The organism is Prevotella sp. SGI.167 (assembly GCF_050313615.1).
Classification (GTDB): domain Bacteria; phylum Bacteroidota; class Bacteroidia; order Bacteroidales; family Bacteroidaceae; genus Prevotella.
The window spans coordinates 25,788-47,095 of sequence record NZ_JBNPLT010000027.1 but is presented as its reverse complement, the minus strand read 5'-3'; the positions used below and the strand labels follow the sequence as shown (position 1 = coordinate 47,095).

Annotated in this window: 20 protein-coding genes and 1 pseudogene; 8 read left to right on the top strand and 13 right to left on the bottom strand. The window is 45.9% G+C overall.

Annotated elements, in window-relative coordinates; genetic code table 11:
• Nucleotides 1-10: 10 nt before the first annotated feature.
• Together ACQRBJ_RS12555 and ACQRBJ_RS12550 are read right to left on the bottom strand one after the other, a co-directional pair.
• Nucleotides 11-1,279, bottom strand: a complete 1,269-nt coding sequence (locus ACQRBJ_RS12555) for an ammonium transporter (protein WP_217761135.1) — start codon at nt 1,277-1,279, stop codon at nt 11-13.
• A gap of 110 nt (nt 1,280-1,389) precedes the next feature.
• Nucleotides 1,390-1,746 (bottom strand): P-II family nitrogen regulator, encoded by a 357-nt coding sequence (locus tag ACQRBJ_RS12550; RefSeq protein WP_006849503.1) that lies wholly within the window; start codon nt 1,744-1,746, stop codon nt 1,390-1,392.
• A 456-nt stretch (nt 1,747-2,202) separates the two neighbouring features.
• Here ACQRBJ_RS12550 and dapF point away from each other — a divergent pair, with 456 nt between their 5' ends.
• From dapF to ACQRBJ_RS12535, 3 genes are all read left to right on the top strand, one after another.
• Entirely contained in the window at nt 2,203-3,042 is an 840-nt protein-coding gene (gene dapF, locus ACQRBJ_RS12545) for a diaminopimelate epimerase (protein WP_294968927.1), read from the top strand.
• Between the two features lie 62 nt (nt 3,043-3,104).
• Complete coding sequence (locus tag ACQRBJ_RS12540) at nt 3,105-4,337, top strand: LL-diaminopimelate aminotransferase (RefSeq protein ID WP_153121884.1); 1,233 nt, start codon at nt 3,105-3,107, stop codon at nt 4,335-4,337.
• Nucleotides 4,338-4,393: 56 nt separating this feature from the next.
• Nucleotides 4,394-6,583 (top strand): glutamine synthetase III family protein, encoded by a 2,190-nt coding sequence (locus ACQRBJ_RS12535; RefSeq protein ID WP_441937129.1) that lies wholly within the window; start codon nt 4,394-4,396, stop codon nt 6,581-6,583.
• A 561-nt stretch (nt 6,584-7,144) separates the two neighbouring features.
• Here ACQRBJ_RS12535 and ACQRBJ_RS12530 read toward each other — a convergent pair.
• Nucleotides 7,145-7,306, bottom strand: a pseudogene (locus tag ACQRBJ_RS12530) (KilA-N domain-containing protein); the annotation flags it as partial.
• Between the two features lie 391 nt (nt 7,307-7,697).
• Here ACQRBJ_RS12530 and ACQRBJ_RS12525 point away from each other — a divergent pair.
• Nucleotides 7,698-7,976, top strand: a complete 279-nt coding sequence (locus ACQRBJ_RS12525; protein WP_441933863.1) for an AzlC family ABC transporter permease — start codon at nt 7,698-7,700, stop codon at nt 7,974-7,976.
• Nucleotides 7,977-7,980: 4 nt separating this feature from the next.
• The gene (locus ACQRBJ_RS12520) at nt 7,981-8,256 is read left to right on the top strand and encodes an AzlD domain-containing protein (protein WP_445303799.1); all 276 of its coding nucleotides are present in this window, start codon (nt 7,981-7,983) and stop codon (nt 8,254-8,256) included.
• Between the two features lie 190 nt (nt 8,257-8,446).
• Here the strand turns inward: ACQRBJ_RS12520 and ACQRBJ_RS12515 are convergent, their stop codons facing one another.
• From ACQRBJ_RS12515 to ACQRBJ_RS12485, 7 genes are all read right to left on the bottom strand, one after another.
• A complete protein-coding gene (locus ACQRBJ_RS12515) occupies nt 8,447-8,731 on the bottom strand; it encodes a DUF2442 domain-containing protein (RefSeq protein WP_228113194.1) in 285 nt (94 codons plus the stop codon).
• On the bottom strand, nt 8,673-8,924 hold the full coding sequence (locus ACQRBJ_RS12510; protein WP_117693517.1) for a DUF4160 domain-containing protein: 252 nt from the start codon (nt 8,922-8,924) through the stop codon (nt 8,673-8,675). Before ACQRBJ_RS12510 ends, ACQRBJ_RS12515 begins: the two co-directional genes overlap by 59 nt.
• A 139-nt stretch (nt 8,925-9,063) precedes the next feature.
• Complete coding sequence (locus ACQRBJ_RS12505) at nt 9,064-9,810, bottom strand: ZIP family metal transporter (protein WP_294968919.1); 747 nt, start codon at nt 9,808-9,810, stop codon at nt 9,064-9,066.
• Nucleotides 9,811-9,900: 90 nt separating this feature from the next.
• Nucleotides 9,901-11,208: a phosphopyruvate hydratase gene (gene eno / locus ACQRBJ_RS12500; RefSeq protein WP_445303798.1), complete on the bottom strand. Its 1,308-nt coding sequence runs from the start codon at nt 11,206-11,208 to the stop codon at nt 9,901-9,903.
• 148 nt (nt 11,209-11,356) lie between these two features.
• On the bottom strand, nt 11,357-11,893 hold the full coding sequence (trxA, locus tag ACQRBJ_RS12495; RefSeq protein ID WP_445303797.1) for a thioredoxin: 537 nt from the start codon (nt 11,891-11,893) through the stop codon (nt 11,357-11,359).
• Between the two features lie 17 nt (nt 11,894-11,910).
• Nucleotides 11,911-13,320, bottom strand: a complete 1,410-nt coding sequence (locus ACQRBJ_RS12490; protein WP_445303796.1) for a hypothetical protein — start codon at nt 13,318-13,320, stop codon at nt 11,911-11,913.
• 52 nt (nt 13,321-13,372) lie between these two features.
• The gene (locus tag ACQRBJ_RS12485; RefSeq protein ID WP_441933875.1) at nt 13,373-14,080 is read right to left on the bottom strand and encodes an SIMPL domain-containing protein; all 708 of its coding nucleotides are present in this window, start codon (nt 14,078-14,080) and stop codon (nt 13,373-13,375) included.
• Between the two features lie 213 nt (nt 14,081-14,293).
• Here ACQRBJ_RS12485 and ald point away from each other — a divergent pair, with 213 nt between their 5' ends.
• The 3 genes from ald (at nt 14,294) to rbr (ending at nt 17,892) form a co-directional block, all read left to right on the top strand.
• On the top strand, nt 14,294-15,400 hold the full coding sequence (gene ald, locus ACQRBJ_RS12480; RefSeq protein ID WP_445303795.1) for an alanine dehydrogenase: 1,107 nt from the start codon (nt 14,294-14,296) through the stop codon (nt 15,398-15,400).
• A gap of 176 nt (nt 15,401-15,576) precedes the next feature.
• On the top strand, nt 15,577-17,193 hold the full coding sequence (locus tag ACQRBJ_RS12475) for a Na+/H+ antiporter NhaC family protein (RefSeq protein ID WP_445303794.1): 1,617 nt from the start codon (nt 15,577-15,579) through the stop codon (nt 17,191-17,193).
• A gap of 156 nt (nt 17,194-17,349) precedes the next feature.
• Nucleotides 17,350-17,892, top strand: a complete 543-nt coding sequence (gene rbr, locus ACQRBJ_RS12470; RefSeq protein ID WP_294968906.1) for a rubrerythrin — start codon at nt 17,350-17,352, stop codon at nt 17,890-17,892.
• Between the two features lie 128 nt (nt 17,893-18,020).
• On the opposite strand, the gene ACQRBJ_RS12465 is transcribed toward rbr, so the two are convergent.
• From ACQRBJ_RS12465 to ACQRBJ_RS12455, 3 genes are all read right to left on the bottom strand, one after another.
• The gene (locus ACQRBJ_RS12465; RefSeq protein WP_441933880.1) at nt 18,021-18,809 is read right to left on the bottom strand and encodes a DNA/RNA non-specific endonuclease; all 789 of its coding nucleotides are present in this window, start codon (nt 18,807-18,809) and stop codon (nt 18,021-18,023) included.
• A gap of 37 nt (nt 18,810-18,846) precedes the next feature.
• Nucleotides 18,847-19,896, bottom strand: coding sequence for an A/G-specific adenine glycosylase (mutY, locus tag ACQRBJ_RS12460; protein WP_445303793.1), 1,050 nt, complete (start codon nt 19,894-19,896; stop codon nt 18,847-18,849).
• 158 nt (nt 19,897-20,054) lie between these two features.
• A complete protein-coding gene (locus ACQRBJ_RS12455) occupies nt 20,055-21,308 on the bottom strand; it encodes a mechanosensitive ion channel family protein (protein ID WP_441937111.1) in 1,254 nt (417 codons plus the stop codon).

Sequence of the window (21,308 nt, the reverse complement as noted above, 5' to 3'; positions counted from 1 at the left end):
TAAATGTCTTTTAGTTGCTATAAGCACTCTCACCATGCTCGTAGATATCGAGACCTTCCTCCTCTACTCGCTTGTCAACACGTACACCAACCGTCTTATCAACTACTTTGAAGATGATGAAGGTAACTACGATGCTGTAGATGATGCTCACAACGGTGGCTACCACCTGAACCCAAAGCTGATGCCAATCTCCATAAAGAGCACCTTCAACGCCTTCGGCACCGGTTACATATCGTGTGGCAAAGACACCGGTGAGGATAGAACCCAGGATACCGCCCATACCATGCACGCCGAAAGCATCGAGGGCATCATCATACTTGAACTTCTCCTTTACTACCGCTACCATGAAGAAGCAGACGATGGTGGAAATGATTCCAATGCAGAAGGCACCTAAAATATCCGTACTGCCTGCTGCAGGAGTGATGGCTACCAAACCGGCTACAGCACCGGTACAAGCACCTACCGTAGTTGGCTTCTTGTTCACAATCCAATCGATGAGCATCCAGGTGGTGGCTGCTGCAGCTGTTGCGATATGGGTTACGAGGAAGGCATTGGCAGCCAGACCATCAGCAGCCAAACCGCTACCGGCATTGAATCCGAACCATCCCAACCAGAGAAATGACATACCCATGAACACGAAGGTGATGTTGTGAGGAGTGATAGGATGACCCGCACGATAATCATCACGCTTGCCCACACAGAGTGCCATGACCAAAGCGGCTACACCGGCATTGATATGAACCACGGTACCACCCGCAAAGTCGATGGCTCCCATCTCCTGCAGGAAACCGCCGCCCCATACCCAGTGGGCCATTGGAAGATAGGCGATGATAACCCAGAGAATGGTGAAAAGTACATAACCGCTGAACTTGACACGCTCGGCGAATGCACCGAGAATCAAGGCTGGAGTAATGAGGGCGAACATGCACTGGAACATCACGAAAGTGAGTTCAGGAATGCCCGTTGGCATGATGGCATCCAAACCGATGCCGTGGAGGAAGCACTTATCGAAACCTCCGATGATGCAAGCCAAAGGGTTGCCGCTATCCGCATATTCTGTAGAGAAAGCCCAGGAATATCCGAAGGCTACCCATATCAAACTGACTACTGCCACGATGAATACCGTCTGCATCAGGATGCTGAGGATATTCTTCTGGCGCACCAAACCGCCGTAAAAAAGTGCAATACCTGGGATTGACATCAAGAGCACCAAGATGGTTGCCATGATCATCCACGCTGTGTTACCCGTATCGAGTGTTGTCAATAATAAACTGCTCATAAATATCTTATAGTTAAATTAGAATACAATATTATAATATAGTCTCTCAAATATAAACTTCAATACCAATCATAAAGTTCAATGTTCAAACCTCAAAGTTCAAAGTATCTTTATTCCTCTTTCTCTGCATTATAGAGAGCAATGTCGCCTCGCTCGCCGGTTCTGATTCGAACGGTATCCAATACTGGAATCACGAAGATTCGACCATCTCCAACTTCACCGGTCTGTGCTGCACCCTGGATGGCTGCGATGGTTGGTTCCACATTCTTGTCACGAACCACGATGTTCAGGAGCACACGCTCGATGCTGCTGGTATCGTACATCACACCACGGTAAATGCGAGCCTGGCGCATTTTTCCCTCTCCTCTTACATTATAATAAGAGAACCACTCGATGTCGGCTGCTAAAAGCGCCTTCTTGACATCTTCGAATCTAGACTTACGGATAATTGCCTCAATCTTCTTCATAATCCTTTAATAATTAATAATGTGTTAATACCTTTATTGATTGTCTCTTTTCGAAAACGAACCTTCATTGGTTGCTATTTAAATCAAGCTTTTCTTTTACATTATGTTCGTTTTCGGCTGCAAAATTAATACATTTTGTCAGCATTTTAAAGAAATTCAACACATTTAGTTTCTACTTCTCTCCCGAAATTTTAAATTTATCCAACCTAACTGTTTTCTTCTTACATATTGTAATCTGCAAACGGTTATTGCATTACAAATTGTAAGAGAGCAAAAAATACCCACTATTTAATGTATGCTTTTTCTTGCATATTTCAACAAATAGTCGTACCTTTGCAACCGAAATCAAACAAATAGTCATCGAAAGTATCGATTGATTAGCAAAAAGTCAAATCTCAACAAGAGACAAGACGTGAGAGATAAAAAAAGAAATTCAAACTTAAAGGACAACGCAATATGAAAGAAACAGTTCATTTCACCAAGATGCAGGGAGCGGGTAATGACTACATTTATGTAGACACCGAGCAGTATAACATCCCTGACCCAGAGAAGGCAGCCATTGCCTGGAGTGCTTATCACACGGGCATAGGAAGCGATGGACTGGTTCTCATCGGTAAACCGCATGACGGCAGACGAGCCGACTACTCCATGCGTATCTTCAATGCCGATGGTTCAGAAGCGATGATGTGCGGCAATGCAAGCCGATGCATCGGAAAATATCTCTACGAAAAGGGATTGACGAGAAAAGACACCATCCGGCTGGAAACCCTTTCGGGTGTCAAGATATTGAGATTGCACATTCAGGAAAACACGAAAACCGTGGAATCGGTGACTGTGGACATGCTGAAACCGATATTGGAAAATCCTGAGCAATTCATCGGTCCTTCAACGCTGGAAGCTGACGGAAGAACATTTGAAGGAACTTACGTATGTATGGGAAATCCACATTTTGTAACCTTTGTGGAGGACATCGACACCATCGACATCGCCCATTACGGTAAGATTCTGGAAAGAGACAAGGCTTTTCCTCAGCGCTGCAACATCGAATTCGCACAAGTGACAGATACAGACGTCATAAGAACTAGAGTTTGGGAAAGGGGAAGCGGAATTACAATGGCTTGCGGAACAGGAGCCTGTGCCACAGCCGTAGCCGCAGCCCTGACCAAGCGTGCTTCAAGAAAGAGCAGTATCGTGATGGATGGCGGAACTCTCCAAATAGAACACAGTGAGGCTGACGACCATGTCTACATGACGGGACCTGCAGCTTTCTCATTCGAAGGAGAAATTGAATTATAAATAAGAGCAAACTTAAATAACAAATGGTCGATAATGACCACAAATAAAAGGAGAAACAAAATATGGCATTAGTTAATGAACATTTCCTGAAGTTGGCAAGCAATTACCTGTTCGCCGACATCGCAAAGAAGGTAACAGCCTACAAGATTGCACATCCAAAGCAGCGTGTAATCAGCCTGGGCATCGGTGACGTAACCCAGCCTCTCTGCCCTGCCGTCATCAAGGCAATGCACAAGGCTGTAGACGAGATGGCTGTGCAGGCTTCCTTCCGAGGCTATGGTCCGGAGCGAGGCTACGACTTCCTCCGCGAGGCTATCATCAAGAACGACTTCCTGCCCCGTGGCATTCATCTTGATGCCAACGAGGTCTTCGTGAACGATGGAGCCAAGAGCGATACGGGAAATATCCAGGAGATTTTGAGATGGGATAACAACATCGGCGTTACCGACCCGATTTATCCGGTTTATATAGATTCTAACGTGATGATAGGTAGAGCGGGAATCTTTGAGAATGGCAAGTGGAGTAACGTAACCTACATGCCTTGCGATGAAAGCGATGACTTCATCCCTCAGATTCCTGACCACCGTGTGGATATGATTTACCTCTGCTATCCAAACAACCCTACGGGTACGGTCATCTCGAAGGAGGAACTCAGAAAATGGGTAAACTACGCTATCAAGAACGAGAGCATCATCCTCTATGATGCAGCCTACGAGGCATATATCACCGACCCGGAAATTCCTCATTCTATCTACGAAATCCGCGGAGCCAGAAAGGTGGCAATAGAATTCCACAGCTATTCGAAGACTGCCGGTTTCACTGGCGTGCGCTGCGGTTACACCATCGTTCCAAAGGAACTGAAGGCAAAGACACTGGCCGGCGAGGAAGTGGCATTGAATCCTATCTGGGACCGCCGCCAGTGCACCAAGTTCAATGGTACCAGCTATATCAGCCAGCGTGCTGCCGAAGCCATCTACACCCCTGAGGGCAAGGAACAGGTGAAGGCAACCATCAACTACTATATGGAGAATGCCCACTTCATGAGAGCAGAACTCCAGAAACTCGGCTTGAGAGTATATGGCGGTGAGAATGCACCTTATCTCTGGGTGAAGACGCCAAACAATACACCTAGCTGGAAATTCTTCGAAGAGATGCTTTATGGTGCCAGCGTAGTCTGCACTCCTGGTGTCGGCTTCGGTCCATCGGGCGAAGGCTACATCCGACTCACCGCCTTCGGCGAGCATGAGGACTGCAAGGAAGCCATGGAGAGAATAGCCAAATGGCTGGGAAAATAAACATTCCAACAGATTATAAAAACATTGAAAATCAGAAATTTTAAATTATATAAGGTATGAGCAACTTAAGATTTGAAGCTGTTTCAGAGGCTTCCAAAAGAAAGCCTGTTGAGGTAACCGCTCCTAGCGAGCGACCAAGTGAATTCTTCGGAAAGAAGGTATTCAACCGACAGAAGATGTACAAGTATCTCCCTGCAGATGTCTATGAGAAACTGGTAGATGTCATCGACAACGGAGCTCGTCTCGACCGTAACATCGCCAACGCCGTAGCCAAAGGCATCAAGCAGTGGGCTGACGAGAATGGCGTAACCCACTACACCCACTGGTTCCAGCCATTGACAGAAGGTACTGCAGAGAAGCACGATGCCTTCATCGAGCATGATGGCAAGGGTGGTATGATCGAGGAATTTTCAGGTAAGTTGCTCGTTCAGCAGGAGCCTGATGCTTCTTCTTTCCCATCTGGCGGTATCCGCTCAACCTTCGAGGCTCGCGGTTATTCTGCATGGGATCCAACATCTCCTGTATTTATCATCGATGATACACTCTGTATCCCTACTGTCTTCATTTCTTACACAGGTGAGGCACTCGACTATAAAGCTCCATTGCTCCGTTCATTGCACGCTGTAAACGTAGCAGCAACAGAGGTTTGCCACTACTTCAACCCAGATGTCAAGAAAGTTATTTCCAATCTCGGTTGGGAGCAGGAGTACTTCCTGGTAGATGAAAGCTTGTATGCTGCACGTCCTGACCTGATGCTGACAGGCCGCACCCTGATGGGTCACGATTCTGCAAAGAACCAGCAGATGGACGACCACTACTTCGGCGCCATTCCTGAGCGTGTTCAGGCATTCATGAAGGATTTGGAAATTCAGGCTCTTGAGCTCGGTATTCCTTGCAAGACCCGTCACAACGAGGTAGCACCAAACCAGTTTGAGTTGGCACCTATCTTCGAGGAGACCAACCTTGCCGTTGACCACAACATGCTCCTGATGAGCTTGATGAAGAAGGTAGCTCGCCATCACGGTTTCCGCGTACTTCTCCATGAGAAGCCTTTCGCAGGCATCAACGGTTCCGGTAAGCACAACAACTGGAGTCTCGCTACAGATACAGGCATTCTGCTTCATGGCCCTGGCAAGACACCAGAGGATAACCTCCGTTTCGTAGTCTTCATCACAGAGACTTTGATGGGTGTATACAAGCACAACGGTTTGCTCAAGGCTTCTATCATGAGTGCAACCAATGCGCATCGTCTGGGCGCCAACGAGGCACCTCCAGCAATCATCTCTTCATTCCTCGGCAAGCAGTTGACCGACCTTCTCGAGCACATTGAGAAAGCCGACAAGAAGGATCTCTTCACCGTGGCTGGCAAGCAGGGCATGAAGTTGGATATCCCTGAGATTCCTGAGTTGATGATTGATAACACCGACCGTAACCGTACATCACCATTCGCCTTCACCGGTAACCGTTTCGAGTTCCGTGCCGTAGGTTCTGAGGCAAACTGTGCTTCAGCGATGATCGTATTGAACACCGCCGTAGCCGAGGCTTTGACCGACTTCAAGAAGCGTGTGGATGAGTTGATTTCCAAGGGTGAGGACAAGACATCTGCCATCATCGATATCGTTCGTCAGGATTTGAAGACCTGCAAGCCTATCCGTTTCGACGGTAATGGTTACTCAGATGAGTGGGTAGAGGAAGCTGCCAAGCGTGGTCTGGACTGCGAGAAGAGCTGTCCAAAGATCTTCGAGCGTTATCTCGACCCTGCATCTATCAAGATGTTCGAGGATATGGGTGTCATGAAGAAGAACGAGCTGGAAGCCCGCAACGAGGTGAAATGGGAGACCTACACCAAGAAGATTCAGATTGAGGCCCGTGTAATGGGCGATTTGAGCATGAACCACATCATCCCTGTGGCTACTCACTATCAGAGTCAGTTGGCTAAGAATGTGGAGAACATGATTGACATCTTCGGTGACGAGGAAGGCAAGAAGTTGACTGCCCGCAACATCAATATCATCAAGAAGATTGCCGAGCGCACTCAGATCATCGAGACAGGTGTTGAGGAGTTGGTAAATGCCCGCAAGGTTGCCAACAAGATTGAGAATGAGCACGATAAGGCGATAGCTTATCATGACACGGTAGCTCCAAAGATGGAGGAGATCCGTTATCAGATTGACAAGTTGGAGTTGACAGTAGCCGATGAGCTCTGGACCTTGCCTAAGTATCGTGAGCTTCTCTTCATCCGCTAATCAGCAATGTCTTCAAAATAGATAAGACATATTTCTGACAGATAAAAAACAAAGCTCTAACAAGAGCTACTCTTCATCAGATATAACAATTGAACGATCAATCTATTTCTTTTATTGGTTGTTTAAGTTTGCAGGCTGCATCATTGTGAAATGGTGTAGCCTTTTTATTTTCAGATAGTTACATAAAGTAAAACCACATTTAAAACAGCCTCAACAAAGCATTGAGTACCTAAAGTAGTACCTAAACTGCATAAAAAAAACCACCTTATAGCAAGATGGGTTAAATAACATTGCAGTGCAAATGCACTATCAGTGGGGTTTCTGGTGCAAAGGTAGCAAATTTATCTGGAAAGCAAAGAAATTTAATGTTAAAAACATAGAAAGCATTACAAGAAAATATATCCTATTAATTTCCACCATTACTATTCATTGCCAAATCAGCACCTAAAATCATTTTAATTTTGCAATAATAAAAAAATATTTTTCACTCTTGCTTGGGCTGTATATATATACCCCCTCGAATTCGAGGGGGTTAAAAGAAGAATTATATAAACCTTCCTAAATTCCCAAGTATTCAATTGTATTGCGATTACGCATCCAATTTGCTATGACAGCATTAGGATCGTCACTCTTGTATCGTGCTATATCTGTCAAAGAAATAAAGTCTTCATTGTTTACAGATATAACAGTAACACCTGTGTTATGTACTATAATTTTTGCCATAATTGTCTAATTTTAAATTACATATTCCATTTTACCCCACAAAGGTAGTGTACCAAATCTCTTTGAAGGATTGATTTTGCCATACTTTTGTCTATATTTGGCTTCTGCTTGCAAAATTAATAAAAAACTCAAATTTACAACACTTTTGCAACAAATTTACAACAGAAACCAGCAAAATAAACCAAACATACCACAACTATGCTATTTTTCATCTGCCATACTCATATTCCCGGCAGAATCTTTCTTTTTCTCATAATTTGTGAGTACTTTTGCAGAAGATTTACTGGAGGAATTTTCAATTACAGGCAAGACGAATCTACAAACATAAATAAGAGAGAGGGGAAAAAGAAAGGTTGCTTTATATCACGCTTTCCATACTTCACTGCCTATCATGGCAGGATATGGATTTTTGGGACTGACTTATGGCATTTATATGCATGAGTTGGGCTTCAACTTTCTGTACCCTATGCTGCTCGCCATTACCGTTTATGCCGGCAGTGCAGAGTTCTTGCTGGGCAACATGCTGCTGGGCAGCTTCCATCCCCTACAAACCCTCCTGATGGTATTGATGGTGAATGCACGACATCTGTTTTATGGGCTCTCGATGCTCGAAAAATATAAAGGATTGGGATGGAAGAAATTCTTCCTTATCTTCGGAATGTCGGGCTAGACCTTTGCCCTGGCTAGTACTTCCAAGATTCCGGAAGGAACCGACAGAGGATGGTATCTGCTCTGGATTACCTGGTTCGATGAAACCTATTAGGTTATTGGGGCAACGCTGGGCGGCCTCATCGGTCCGTTTCTATCCTTCGACCTCAAAGGATTCCTTGGCGCAGGTGGCAGGCGTACCCTTCACCATCCTCATCCACGTATGGAAAAGGAATATGATGTGGTCGATAGCAGCAGGCACCCTCTGCTATATGCTGCTCATCAGAATTCTACACTTTTAATCCCGATAAAGCCATCACACACTTATATCACTTAAATACATTTTTCCAAGGTAAAAACAGCCAATTTTATACATTTTTCCAACCCATTTTCAGGCCATTACTTACACTTTTCCAACTTTTTGATGATATAATTAATCAGAACAGCCTCTCTGCAAGAGTATGCAGAAAGGCTCAACATTTTATAGGAACATTACAATACTTCTAATTCATTTCTCTTCATAATGAGGGGATAACGTTCTGGATGTTTCAAACTATCAATTTCCAAATCCACATCAAGTTTGGGCCATTCTATAGCATTTTTACCACTCATTCTTACCTCAAGGGCATCAGAGATGCATGCATGTTTCATCCAAGGTATCCTATTATAAGATATAAAATAATCATTACCTTTTACAGAAAGCATAATGCCCTTATCATTAATCATCAAGACGCTTACCTGTGTGTCTTGCGAATTTGATTTTAAAATCGTCTCCATTTTCTTTAAGTATTTTTTCGATGAAACTTAATTCTTTACTACTAAAGCCAAAATTTTCTGCTAACTCAATATCTGGTTCCAACCAGTACTTAGCCTCATTTTCCGCTTTTACGACATGAATATGCATTCGTAATTCCTCATTGGAGTAAATCTTAAACACAAAACCATTTATTTCTTTAAACTTTGGACTCATAATTATCTTTCTTTTAAGATATTCTCACTTCCGTCAGCAAAGATAAACAAATAATCTGATAGTACTATCATTTATTAAGATATTTACACCTTTTTATATGGCAGGCACCCTTTGCTATATGCTCCTCATCAGAATCTGATTATACATATTTCTCCATCAACACAAAGGTGATGAATCCCAGGAGAAGAGCGTAAGTGGCTTGCTTCTGAAAACCATGGGCATGGGTTTCAGGAATCATCTCGTCGCTCGTTACATAAAGCATGGCACCACCGGCAAAACCCAGCATCACGGGGAGGAAGGTGGTAGAGGCTGAGCCCAAACCGAAACCCAACAGAATGCCTACCACTTCGAGCAGGGCGATGAAAATGGAAATGAAGAAGGTGCGGACTGCTGTAACACCAGCCAGCATCAAGGGAGCAATAATCACCATACCCTCAGGGATGTTCTGCAGGGCGATACCGAAGGATACCCCCCACTCCGTTGCTCCCTCTGCCGAACAGACACTCACTCCAGCCGCCATGCCTTCGGGCAGTTTGTGCAGGGCTATCGCCATCACGAAGAGCATCACATGACTGAGCCTGACATTGTTGCGATGCTCCTCGGGGTCTAGGCCCGTGATGTGATGAAGATGGGGAGTTACCCAATCTAGCACATTCAGGAACAGGGCTCCTGCCATCACGCCGATTACTACCAGCCACCAAAGACTGGTCTGTTCGAAGGCTGGCACTATCAGTCCCAACGTGGAAGCTGCCAGCATGATTCCGGCACAATATCCCAACACAGCATCATTCCATTTATGGGGCAACTCCTTGACGAAGAATCCCAAAATGGCACCTATAATCGTGGCACCGCAAAGCCCGGCAGCACTAATCAATACGTTTGTCATAATCAATAAAATATATCGAAGTTATTCAGTTATTACTAATTATGTTTTGTTATGGTGAAATTGGTGTTTTCCAATTTCATATCATCATTCCTATTTCAACTTCTTATAACCGTAAACTGCGTTATTACCCAACAGCTCTTCGATGCGGATAAGCTGGTTGTACTTAGCCATACGGTCAGTACGACTCATAGAACCTGTCTTAATCTGACCAGAGTTGGTTGCTACGGCAATATCAGCAATTGTAGTATCCTCGGTTTCACCAGAACGATGGGAAGTAACGGTGGTGTAACCATGGCGATGAGCCATCTCGATAGCATCCAGTGTCTCGGTGAGAGAACCAATCTGGTTCACCTTGATGAGGATAGAGTTGGCAGCACCCATCTTGATACCCTTCTCCAGGAACTTCACGTTAGTAACAAAGAGGTCGTCACCTACCAACTGGCAACGGTCGCCGATGGCAGCGGTCAACTTCACCCAGTTGTCCCAATCGTTCTCATCAAGACCATCCTCAATAGAATCGATAGGATATTTGGTAATCAGCTCCTCCAGGAACTTGATCTGCTCGGCAGCAGTCAGTTTCTTACCATTAGGATCCTTCTTCTTGCCATCCTTCAACTGGCGGTAATCGTAGAACCACTCACCATTCTCCTGAACGGCAAACTCGCTGGCAGCACAGTCCATGGCTATCTTCACATCCTTTCCTGGCTCATAACCGGCATCCTTGATAGCCTGGCAGATGCTGTCGAGCGCATCCTCAATACCATTGAGTGCAGGAGCGAAACCGCCCTCATCACCTACGGCAGTAGAAAGTCCACGGCTCTTCAGGAGCTTAGCCAAAGCATGGAACACCTCAGCACCCATACGGATAGCCTCCTTCTCTGAAGGAGCACCCACAGGACGGATCATAAATTCCTGGAAAGCGATAGGCGCATCAGAATGAGCACCACCATTGATGATGTTCATCATAGGAACAGGAAGAGTGTAAGTATTGCAACCGCCGATGTAGCGATACAATGGGATATGGAGATACTCAGCAGCAGCATGAGCCACAGCCAGAGAAACACCGAGGATGGCATTGGCACCCAGGTTTGACTTGGTCTTGGTGCCGTCCAGTTCCAACATTTTATAATCTATGGCACGCTGCTCTAAGGCAGAAAAGCCAGCCAAAGCAGGCGCAATCACCTGATTCACGTTCTCCACAGCCTTCAAGACACCCTTGCCGCCATAGCGGTTCTTGTCGCCATCACGAAGTTCCAGCGCCTCGTTCTCACCAGTGGATGCACCAGAAGGAACCGATGCACGACCTACGACACCTGACTTCAAAGAAACTTCAACCTCTACAGTAGGGTTGCCACGAGAATCCAAGATTTCTCTTGCATGAACATTTTCGATAATCATAATACTATAATACTTTTAATTACATTAAACATTTTTTCCGAGTGCATATTTAGGTATTATCTGATAAACCACCAAATTTCGGACATCATCAACACTAGGTATTTGCCAAGAAAAACCTACTTATAAGTATGCAGTAAATCACCATTTATCACTTCCCCATCATTTTCCCGATAATCTCCTCGAAATCTTCCTTCTGCATGGCACCCATCTGTATAGTGGGATTGCCCTTCATCGGAATGAAGAGGAAGGTAGGGATGCTGCGGATGCCGAAGACGGAAGCCAGTTCGGGTTCCTGGTCGATATCCACCTTATAGAAATCTATCTTGCCGGCATATTTCCCGGCAAGAGATTCTACCATGGGAGCCATCATCTTGCAAGGTCCACACCAGGTGGCATAGAAATCGATAATGGCAGGACGGGAGCCTGCAAACACCCACTCATCGGGATGAGACTCGTAATCCATAATCTTCTTCCTGAAATCGGAAGCTGTAAGCACCTGCACCTTTCCAACAGAAGCAGACAGATTACTACTGCCAGCTACTGACTGACCAACCTTCTCAGCCTTACTCTCAGACTCAATACGAGAAGGCAGCCCCTTTGAGATGCCTTCCTGTTTCTTGTTGTTTTGCGAACATCCCATAAAGGCTAAAGCCATCATGGCATATAAACAAACATTTTTCTTCATCTAATCATTCTTTAAAATTAATAAGCCAAATCGATTGCAACAGGATATACTCGACATGGGTCGAAGTATTCCGCACAACTGTTCACCATTGCCTGCAAATCAGCCTTGGCAATACCATGGAATACCTGCTTGCCATTTACCATGATGGTTACAGGCTCATTGAGGTTAACCAACTGGTCGTTGAGATAAACTCTCAGCCTTCCACCTGTTGCTACAGAATAGCTGCGGTTGAACTTCAGATCAATGCCCCACTGCTTATCCTTCAAGATAGTGGTATAATCCACATTGCTCACCTTGATGGAAACCACGTTCTTGTCGATATCCATCTCGTAGTAAGTTCTCTGCTCTGATGGACGAGCCAGCACCTGCAGGTTGTAGAAACCGGAACGATGTCTTCCATCCATCTCGAAATCCTCCCAAAGTACGGTCTTAGGATATGGATTGCGAACAAACTGCTTGAGCCAAGGAGTAGTCAGACCATAAGTGATGTGATGCTGCATACCCGGCAAGAGCTGGATGCGATGGCGGAAGATTGGAGTCTTATCTACTGACAATGGGCGAGCCAACTGCGCAGAATCGAATGCCACCTGGGTGTACCAGGTCAGGTCGTTGCGATAGAAACCGGTATCATCAGCACCCGTGAGGAACGAGAAACCGATGTTGGCACAGTTTTCCACAGGCGCATTCTTCAGAGGTTCACCACCAGCCATCGGACCCGCTGCAGCCCAATAGTCGGCATAGAAGGAAGCGAGACGCTGACTTCCATATCCACCTTCACTGATGCCGAATACATAGAGCCGGTTGGCATCCACCTCACCCTTTACCAGGTTCTGGCGAATCAGTTTTTCGAAAGCATACTGCTTAGAGAGATGCCACCAGCGATAATATTCACCCTCGTTAGGAATCTGAGGAATGAAATAGATGGAAGGAGAATCCTGGAAGCTCAGACCGAGCTTGATGCCATTTGACCACTCATGGTCCTTAGGTCCCGATCCGTGAACATACAGGAAGAGAGGGAACTTACCGTCAGCAGCCATTCCCTTCTTACCATAATAATAAGGCATCACGGCATTGGGCTCCAGGCACTGAGGCAGATTCCAGGAGCTGTTTTTTGCCAACTTCAAATCTTCAGGCTCGATGAGTTTCTCTTCCTGCAGGTGCTTGTTGGCATCACACCATGCTGTCCAGACCATCTTCTGGTAGCTGGCGATATCCTTGCCGTCAATAGCGGCATGGAGTTTGGTGTCAAGAGGTGTGTTTTTAGCGAATTCTGCCTTACCGTCTTTCTCCAATGCTTTCTGTTGCGCTTTGAGCGACTGCAGGAAGTAGGCATTCACCTTTTTCTGCAATCCCTGTGACTGCGCCATAGTCTGGGTTGAGTAGCTTAGTGAGGCAAGCGCCATCACCATGTAAATCATTTTTTTCATTTCGTACATTGATATATATAATTACTAGATTTTTTCGATTACCAGATTTTTACTAGTCTTTCAAGGAATAGGTAACCGTAGTCACCACTCTCACCTTTTTAATATAAGGTGTATTCGAATCCCTGTCTTCTATAGAGAACTGTCCCTGGTCGGCATTCATGATCTTATCAATCTTGCTCTTGCTGTTTTCGGCAAACTGTGAAGCAGTCTTCTCTGCATTCTCTATTGCCTCCTGCATCATCTTAGGTTTCATCTGTCGGAAAGCAACATATTCATACTTCACCGGATTCTCGTAGCCACCATCCACGATAGCGACGCCCTTCTGGAGCAGGTCACCCTGACGGGCGATGATGCCGCGAACCAGTTTCACGTTATGCGAAGTAACGGTGATAATCGACGTGATGTTATAACGGTACCCCTGGCGGTTTTCTCCATATCGCTCAGCATTGAGGTCGATGACCACAGGCGCATTGACATTAATTTCACTTGCCTTCACACCATTTGCCAGCAGGAACTGACGGATGGTACTGGTGGTAGCGTTGATTTTTTGATAGAGTTCAGGCAGGTCATTGCCTATTTCCTTGGAAACGATAGGCCATGTCACCTTATCAGCCTCAACTTCCTTTTCTGCCAATCCTTTCACCACCACTTTGCGGTCTTTGGCAATCACACTTTCAAGTCCAGACTTGACACAAAATCCAAGCACGATAATGCCTATGGCTAAGATCACTGCTTGCTTGATACCCGTATTGACATTCATAATAAGTCCTCCATTTATTAAGTTTGAAATGCTTACGAGGACAAAGATAAGCAAAAAGATGATAGCAGCCATCTTTTTTAATCTTTTTTATGTTCTAATCTTAACCAGGCAAGAAAGATATGTTAAATCTTCTATACAAACGATACAACCTATTGATTTTTTCACTATCTTTATCCCGTTAAAATGATGTATAACCTTTAAAAACATAACATCATGAAGATAGGTATTCCAAAAGAAATCAAGAATAATGAGAATCGTGTAGGAATGACTCCTGCTGGTGTAGCTGAATTCATTCGACATGGACACGAAGTGATGGTTCAGCATACTGCTGGCGAGAACAGTGGCTTTGCTGATGAAGAGTATGAGAAGGTAGGAGCCAGGATCCTGCCCGACATCCAGAGTGTGTATCGCGAGGCTGAGATGATTATCAAGGTGAAGGAACCTATCGCCGAGGAATATCCACTCATCCATCAGGATCAGCTTGTTTTTACTTATTTCCATTTTGCCTGCGACAGAGAGCTCACCGATGCCATGATCAAGAGTGGTGCTGTCTGCCTGGCTTACGAGACAGTAGAAACCGACAACCATCATCTGCCACTGCTCATTCCGATGAGTGAGGTAGCAGGAAGAATGGCGATTATCAATGGTGCCTACTATCTGCAGAAGACCAAGGGCGGCAAGGGTAAGCTGATCAGCGGTGTGCCGGGCGTGAACCGTGCGAAGGTTCTCGTTCTAGGCGGTGGAACCGTGGGAGAAGCTGCAGCAAGAATGGCAACAGGATTAGGCGCTGATGTGTGGATTACCGATATCAGTCTGCCTCGTCTTCGCCAGTTGGAGATGGAATTGCCGATCAATGCGCACACCCTCTACTCCAATGAGCACAACATCCGAAAAGAACTTTCAGATGTAGACATTGTGGTGGGCAGCGTACTCGTTCCGGGAGACAAAGCTCCACACCTCATCACAAAGGATATGTTGAAGCTGATGGAACCTGGCACCGTATTGGTGGATGTGGCAATCGACCAAGGCGGCTGCTTCGAGACCTCTCATCCAACCACCCATTCCGATCCGACATTCATGGTAGATGGCATTGTGCATTATGCCGTAGCCAACATTCCGGGAGCCGTGCCTCATACCTCAACCATCGCCTTGACCAATGCCACCCTGAAGTATGCCCTCGCTCTTGCCGACAAGGGATGGCGAAAGGCGTGCAAGGAAGACAAGGCTTTGTATCGGGGATTGAACATCGTGAATGGCAAGGTAGTATTCAAGGCGGTTGCCGATGTCTTCGGATTGGAATACGAAGAGATGGTATTATAGGAGATCGCATTATAAATTCATGAAACATAACTTTTAAGCCCTTCGATTCCGTTGGGTTTAAAAGTTATGATGTTTTTTGTGTGCCTTTCCAATGATAAAGATAGACTCGTGGGCAGCGATTCTGCAAGGGAATATTCAAAAATTTAAAAACATATTAATAATAAATGGATTACAACATGATTGGGACCGCATGGTCGTTACTGCCTCCCATCGTCGCCATCGCTCTGGCGCTGAAGACGAAGGAGGTCTATTCTTCTCTTTTTATCGGTATCATACTGGGTGCCGTTCAATATTGTATTTCGATGGGAACAGGATTCGACGGATTCCTCGTTCACCTGACCAACCACACTGTAGGTGAAGGCGATGATGCCAAGACATACGGTTTGATACATTGCCTTTCCGACCCATGGAATGTAGGCATTCTGGTATTCCTGGTGGTATTGGGCAGCATCGTTTCACTGATGAACAAGGCGGGTGGTTCTGCGGCTTTCGGCCGATGGGCTTCCAAGCACGTAAAGTCGAAGATTGGTGTGCAGATTGCCACCATTCTGCTCGGTATTCTGATATTCATCGATGATTACTTCAACTGCCTTACCGTAGGTTCTGTGATGCGCCCTATCGCAGTGCGCAACGGCGTAACCAAGGAGAAACTTGCCTATCTCATCGACTCCACAGCAGCTCCTGTCTGCATCATCTCCCCAATCTCCAGTTGGGCAGCAGCAGTATCGGGCTTCGTATCGGGAGGCGAGAACGGACTGGCACTTTTCTGCAAGGCGATACCTTATAATTTCTACGCATTCTTCACCATCCTCTTTATGTTTGGCATCGTGATCTTGGGCTTCGACTTCAAGGCGATGAGCAAATATGACGCAAGACTCAAAGAATGGTATGAACGCACCAACGGAGGAAAGCTCGACGAGGTGAGCGATACCAAGCTACAGATCGTGGAGCATGGTGTGGGAGCGAAGCAGGAAGAATCATCCAAGAGCAAAGGCTCTGTGAGCGATCTTGTGATTCCAATCATTATGTTGATTATCTTCTGCATGGCAGGTATGGTATATTCGGGAGGTTTCTTTGATGCCAACAATGCCAACTATATGAATTTCGTAGATTCCTTTGCAGGCAGCAATGCCTCTATAGGTCTAGTGATTGGTTCATTGGCAGCCCTGATTCTAACTATCGTGATGTTTACAGCTCGCAAGACCTTACCATTCGATGAAGCGATGAGTAGTCTGATCAAGGGCTTCGAGGCGATGGTACCAGCCATTCTGATTCTTACCCTGGCATGGACCCTGAAGAGCATGACCGACTCCTTGGGTGCAGCAGAATATGTATCTAGCGTAGTGGCAAGCAGCGCTTCTGAACTCCAGATGCTCCTGCCAGCCATCATCTTCCTAGTTGCTGCCTTCCTGGCTTTCGCCACAGGTACATCCTGGGGAACCTTCGGTATCCTGATACCTATCTGTATCGCAGTATTCCCAGGGGCCGACCCTTTGCGCATCATTTCCATCTCTGCCTGCATGGCAGGTGCTGTCTGTGGCGACCATATCTCACCTATCAGCGATACCACCATCATGGCGAGTGCCGGAGCCCAGTGCAAGCATGTGCATCATGTTTCATCTCAGTTGCCTTATGCCTTGACTGTAGCTACCGTCAGCTTCCTGACATTCATCGTGGCAGGTTTCACCCATACGCTGGGAATGGTAACCAGTGCCATCATCTCGTGGATCTTCGGTGTTGCCATGCTCGGTTTTGCTTTATTTTATTTAAATAAGCGCCAAAAAGTTAAATAGTTCTTAATTTATTTGAATATTGAAAATATTTTTAATATCTTTGCATAAAAAAAGTTGCACTCGGCAATTTGAAAGCAAGCTTTCATTGCGCTCGTTTGCATTTTCTTTGCAAAAGAATTTAATAAAGAACATATTAATATTATAAAAGTAGACATTATGAAGGAATTGAAAGGTACAAAGACAGAGAAGAACCTCCAGGAGGCATTCGCTGGTGAGTCACAGGCTCGTAACAAATACACATATTTTGCAAGTAAGGCTAAGAAGGACGGTTATGTTCAGATAGCCAACATCTTTGAGGAGACAGCTGCCAACGAGAAGGAGCACGCTAAGTTGTGGTTCAAGTACCTGGAGGGCGGTGCTATCCAGGATACAGAGAAGAACCTGGAGGCTGCTGCCAATGGTGAGCACGATGAGTGGACAGAAATGTATCCACGCATGGCAAAGGAAGCTCACGAGGAAGGCTTCGAGGAGATTGCTGCCAAGTTTGAGATGGTGGCTGAAATCGAGAAGCACCACGAGGAGCGTTATCGCAAGCTCTTGAAGAACGTGCAGGACAAGCTCGTCTTCTCTCGTGACGGCGACTGCATCTGGCAGTGCTCTAACTGCGGTCATATCGTAGTAGGCAAGCAGGCTCCAGAGATTTGTCCTGTCTGCAACCACCCACAAAGCTACTTCCAGATTGAGGCTCAGAACTACTAAGATTCTATTACAGGAAATTGAACGATAGGATAGGATTATAACATAGAACCTATCATATAGAAGACTTCCTATAGAACCAGATAAAAATCCCCTGATGCAATAAGATATGCATCAGGGGATTTTCTTTTTTACCACTGGTTGATATCGGCTTTTGCCTCTATCTTTTTCTCGATGTTATCAGGAAGTTTGGAGAAGAAGTCGTAGCCGGTGATACGCTCCACCTCATCTACCGAGTTGACAAAGTCCTTTTTCTGCAAGCCGGTAGCTCCCTGGTTGCGACAGATAAAACCGATGGCTTGCGGATTCTTGCCAGTTCGGAGGATTACCTTGAAGAAAGCATCAGGCACCACCACCTTGTTCTTACCCAGTTTGCGATGCTGCTTATTCAGGAATATCGGACCGCATACGATATATACCTTACCGTATTTCTTTGCCCAGGTACGACACTGCTGTTCGATACTATTCCAGACACCCGCATTCAAGGCATGGGTCTGGGGACACATATTGGTCATCAGGAAGCACTCGTCCATAGCCTTCTGATTCCACTTGTTATCGCCAGCCGGACAGAGATGACCCCTATCATAACCGCTGTTGTAGTAATCTGCCTTCATTCCCTTAGGTGATGGCATATCCATATCATCCTCAAAGTCGCCACGCTTCAACTTTCCTGAAGCATGAGCGCGGGTCAATGACCATGCCACCCAATTAGGCTGACGGGTATCGTGATTATATGATACGGTATAGGCAAAACGCTTTCTGATGGTTTGCGATACCTTTTTCTTGGAAACGGGGATTTCTATCCCCGGTGCATCCCCCTGTGCTGCCGGCAACATAGAGGATGACAAGCCCAAAGTAGAGAGCAGAGCGATGATGCCAAGCAGCAGCCATCCTCTCAATTTCTTATTGAATTGAATCATCTTTAATTCTATATGAAGAGATTATTATGTATTTATCCTATTCTGCTGGATTAATCTTTTCCAACATGATTTCTATCAGTCTCGGAACCCCATAGTCTTCTATCTCACTTTCCTTGATCCAGATGTAATCATCTGGGAGTTGAGGACGGCTGTCAGTTTCCAGGAGATAGAAGTCGGCAAGAAGGATGCGATGAGTCAGAACGTGCTTGACATCTTTAGCCAATAATATCGGATTCTTCACGAAAGAAGGAAGTTCCTTGACATCCGAAATATTATAAGGCTCCCATAATCCCTGCCAGATATCCCCTTCGCCACGTCGATGGATGGCTATCATCGGTTCTGGAATTTCAGAACCATCCGCCACAGAAGATTTACACCTTATATATATATAGGAGAGATGGCGGGTCTTCACCTTCACGGTCTTGTTCTTGACAGGCAGTTCCTCTACCCTGCCACTACGCAAAGCCTCGCAGGTTTCGGCAAGCGGACAGAGCAGGCACTTCGGAGACTGGGGAGTGCATTGAATCGCACCGAAATCCATCAATCCCTGATTATAGGATGCCGCATCGGATGCAGGCAAGAGCGATTGCGCCAGAGCAGCAAACTCTTTTTTCCCCTGGGTTGAATTGATGGGAGTATCAATACCGAAGTATCGGGAAAGCACCCGATAGACATTGCCATCAACCACAGCTGCCGGAATATCGAAAGCGAAAGAGCCGATGGCAGCAGCGGTATAATCGCCTACTCCCTTCAGGGATTTGATGCCGTCAAGGGTGTTGGGGAAAGAACCGAGAGCCACAATCTGCTTGGCAGCAGCATGAAGATTGCGGGCACGGGAATAATACCCCAAACCCTGCCAGAGTTTCAAGACATCATCCTCGCTGGCTGCAGCCAGGTCTTCTACCTTGGGATAGGTTTGCATGAACCGTTCCCAATATTCCCAACCTTGGACTATGCGGGTTTGCTGAAGGATGATTTCGCTCAGCCAGATGGCATAAGGGTCGCGGGTTTCACGCCAAGGCAAATCCCTGCCGTTTTCACGAAACCAACGGAATATTTCTGTTGAAAAAAAAGAGTTATTGATCATTATTATGCTTTTGCCCTTTCAGGGCGTTACTTTCTTGCTTCGGTCCTTTTAGCGGATTACAAATCCGCAATAGTTACCCATACGGCAGCGGATTACAAATCCGCCGAAACAGTAACTATTCATAAAGTTCAAAGTTCAAATCTCAATGTTCAAAGTAATTACTGTTCCGGATATTGCTCATAAATTTTCAGACCGAATTCATTGGCAAGCGCATAGGCATGTTCCATGATATCGGCGAGGATATGCTCGTAATTGACCCAAACCTTATCCTTGATGAAGAAATAGAATTCGATAGGAAGACCACACTGGGTAGCTTCCATGTGACGAACCATCAAGGTAAGTTCCGTATTCACCTCAGGGCGCTGACGCAGATATTTCTCCATAAACCTGCGATAAAGCTGAAGATTGGTTGGAGCCAGGGCAGCAGGATTCTTCAGATCCTCTATATCCTTTCCCGCCTCTATATCCTTTTCTATCACCTTCTGAAGAGATTCCTTCAACTTAAAGGAATCCTCTGTGGCGAAATGCTTGGCAAGCAAGGTATGCTTCAAAGTCTCATCTACCAACCGGATGCTGCGGAAATCGAAATAAACAATTCGCTTTACTCTTCTTCCCCCACTCTTCTGCATACCAATCCAGTTCTGGAACGAACCATTCACCAGGGTAGCTGGCGAAATGGTAACGATGGTATTATCGAAATTACGCACCTTTACGGTAGTAAGCGACATATCCTCCACAATACCATTGGCATCCACCGACTTCACGGTAATCCAGTCGCCCTTGTGCAGCATATCATTACTGGTGAGTCGCACACCGGCAGCCAGACCGAGGATGGTATCCTTGAACACCAACATCAAGACAGCAGAAGTAGCACCCAAGCCGGCAAACAAGGTCATCGGACTCTTACCCAGCAAAATAGCAACCACAACCACTCCAGCCACAAAGAGCATCAACACTCGAAGTACGCCGCAGACGGTATGGAAATACTGCTGAGCCGAAGAACGGCGCTCATCCCCATTCTCCAATCCTTTGAAAGAACCGATGAAAACCAAAGCCGTACGTACCGACATCACTACGATATAGATACCCGTAGCACGCTCCAGAATCTCCTTGAATATCGGATATTCCAGATAGATAAGCGGCATGAGCGACCAGATAACTACGGCGGGAACGATATGGCAGGCAGAAGTAAGCACCTTCTTGTTGAAAAGCACATCATCCCAAGACGCCTCCGTCTTCTCCGTTATCTTGGATATCAACGGAACCAATATCTTCCGACATAGGAAATCGCTCAGCATCGCCAGCAAGAAAGCGGTGACGGTAAGCAAAATATGACGAAGCATAGGCACATAATCACCTGTGACACCGGCCCATGTTATCATTTCATCTACAAACTTACGAATTTCTTCCAT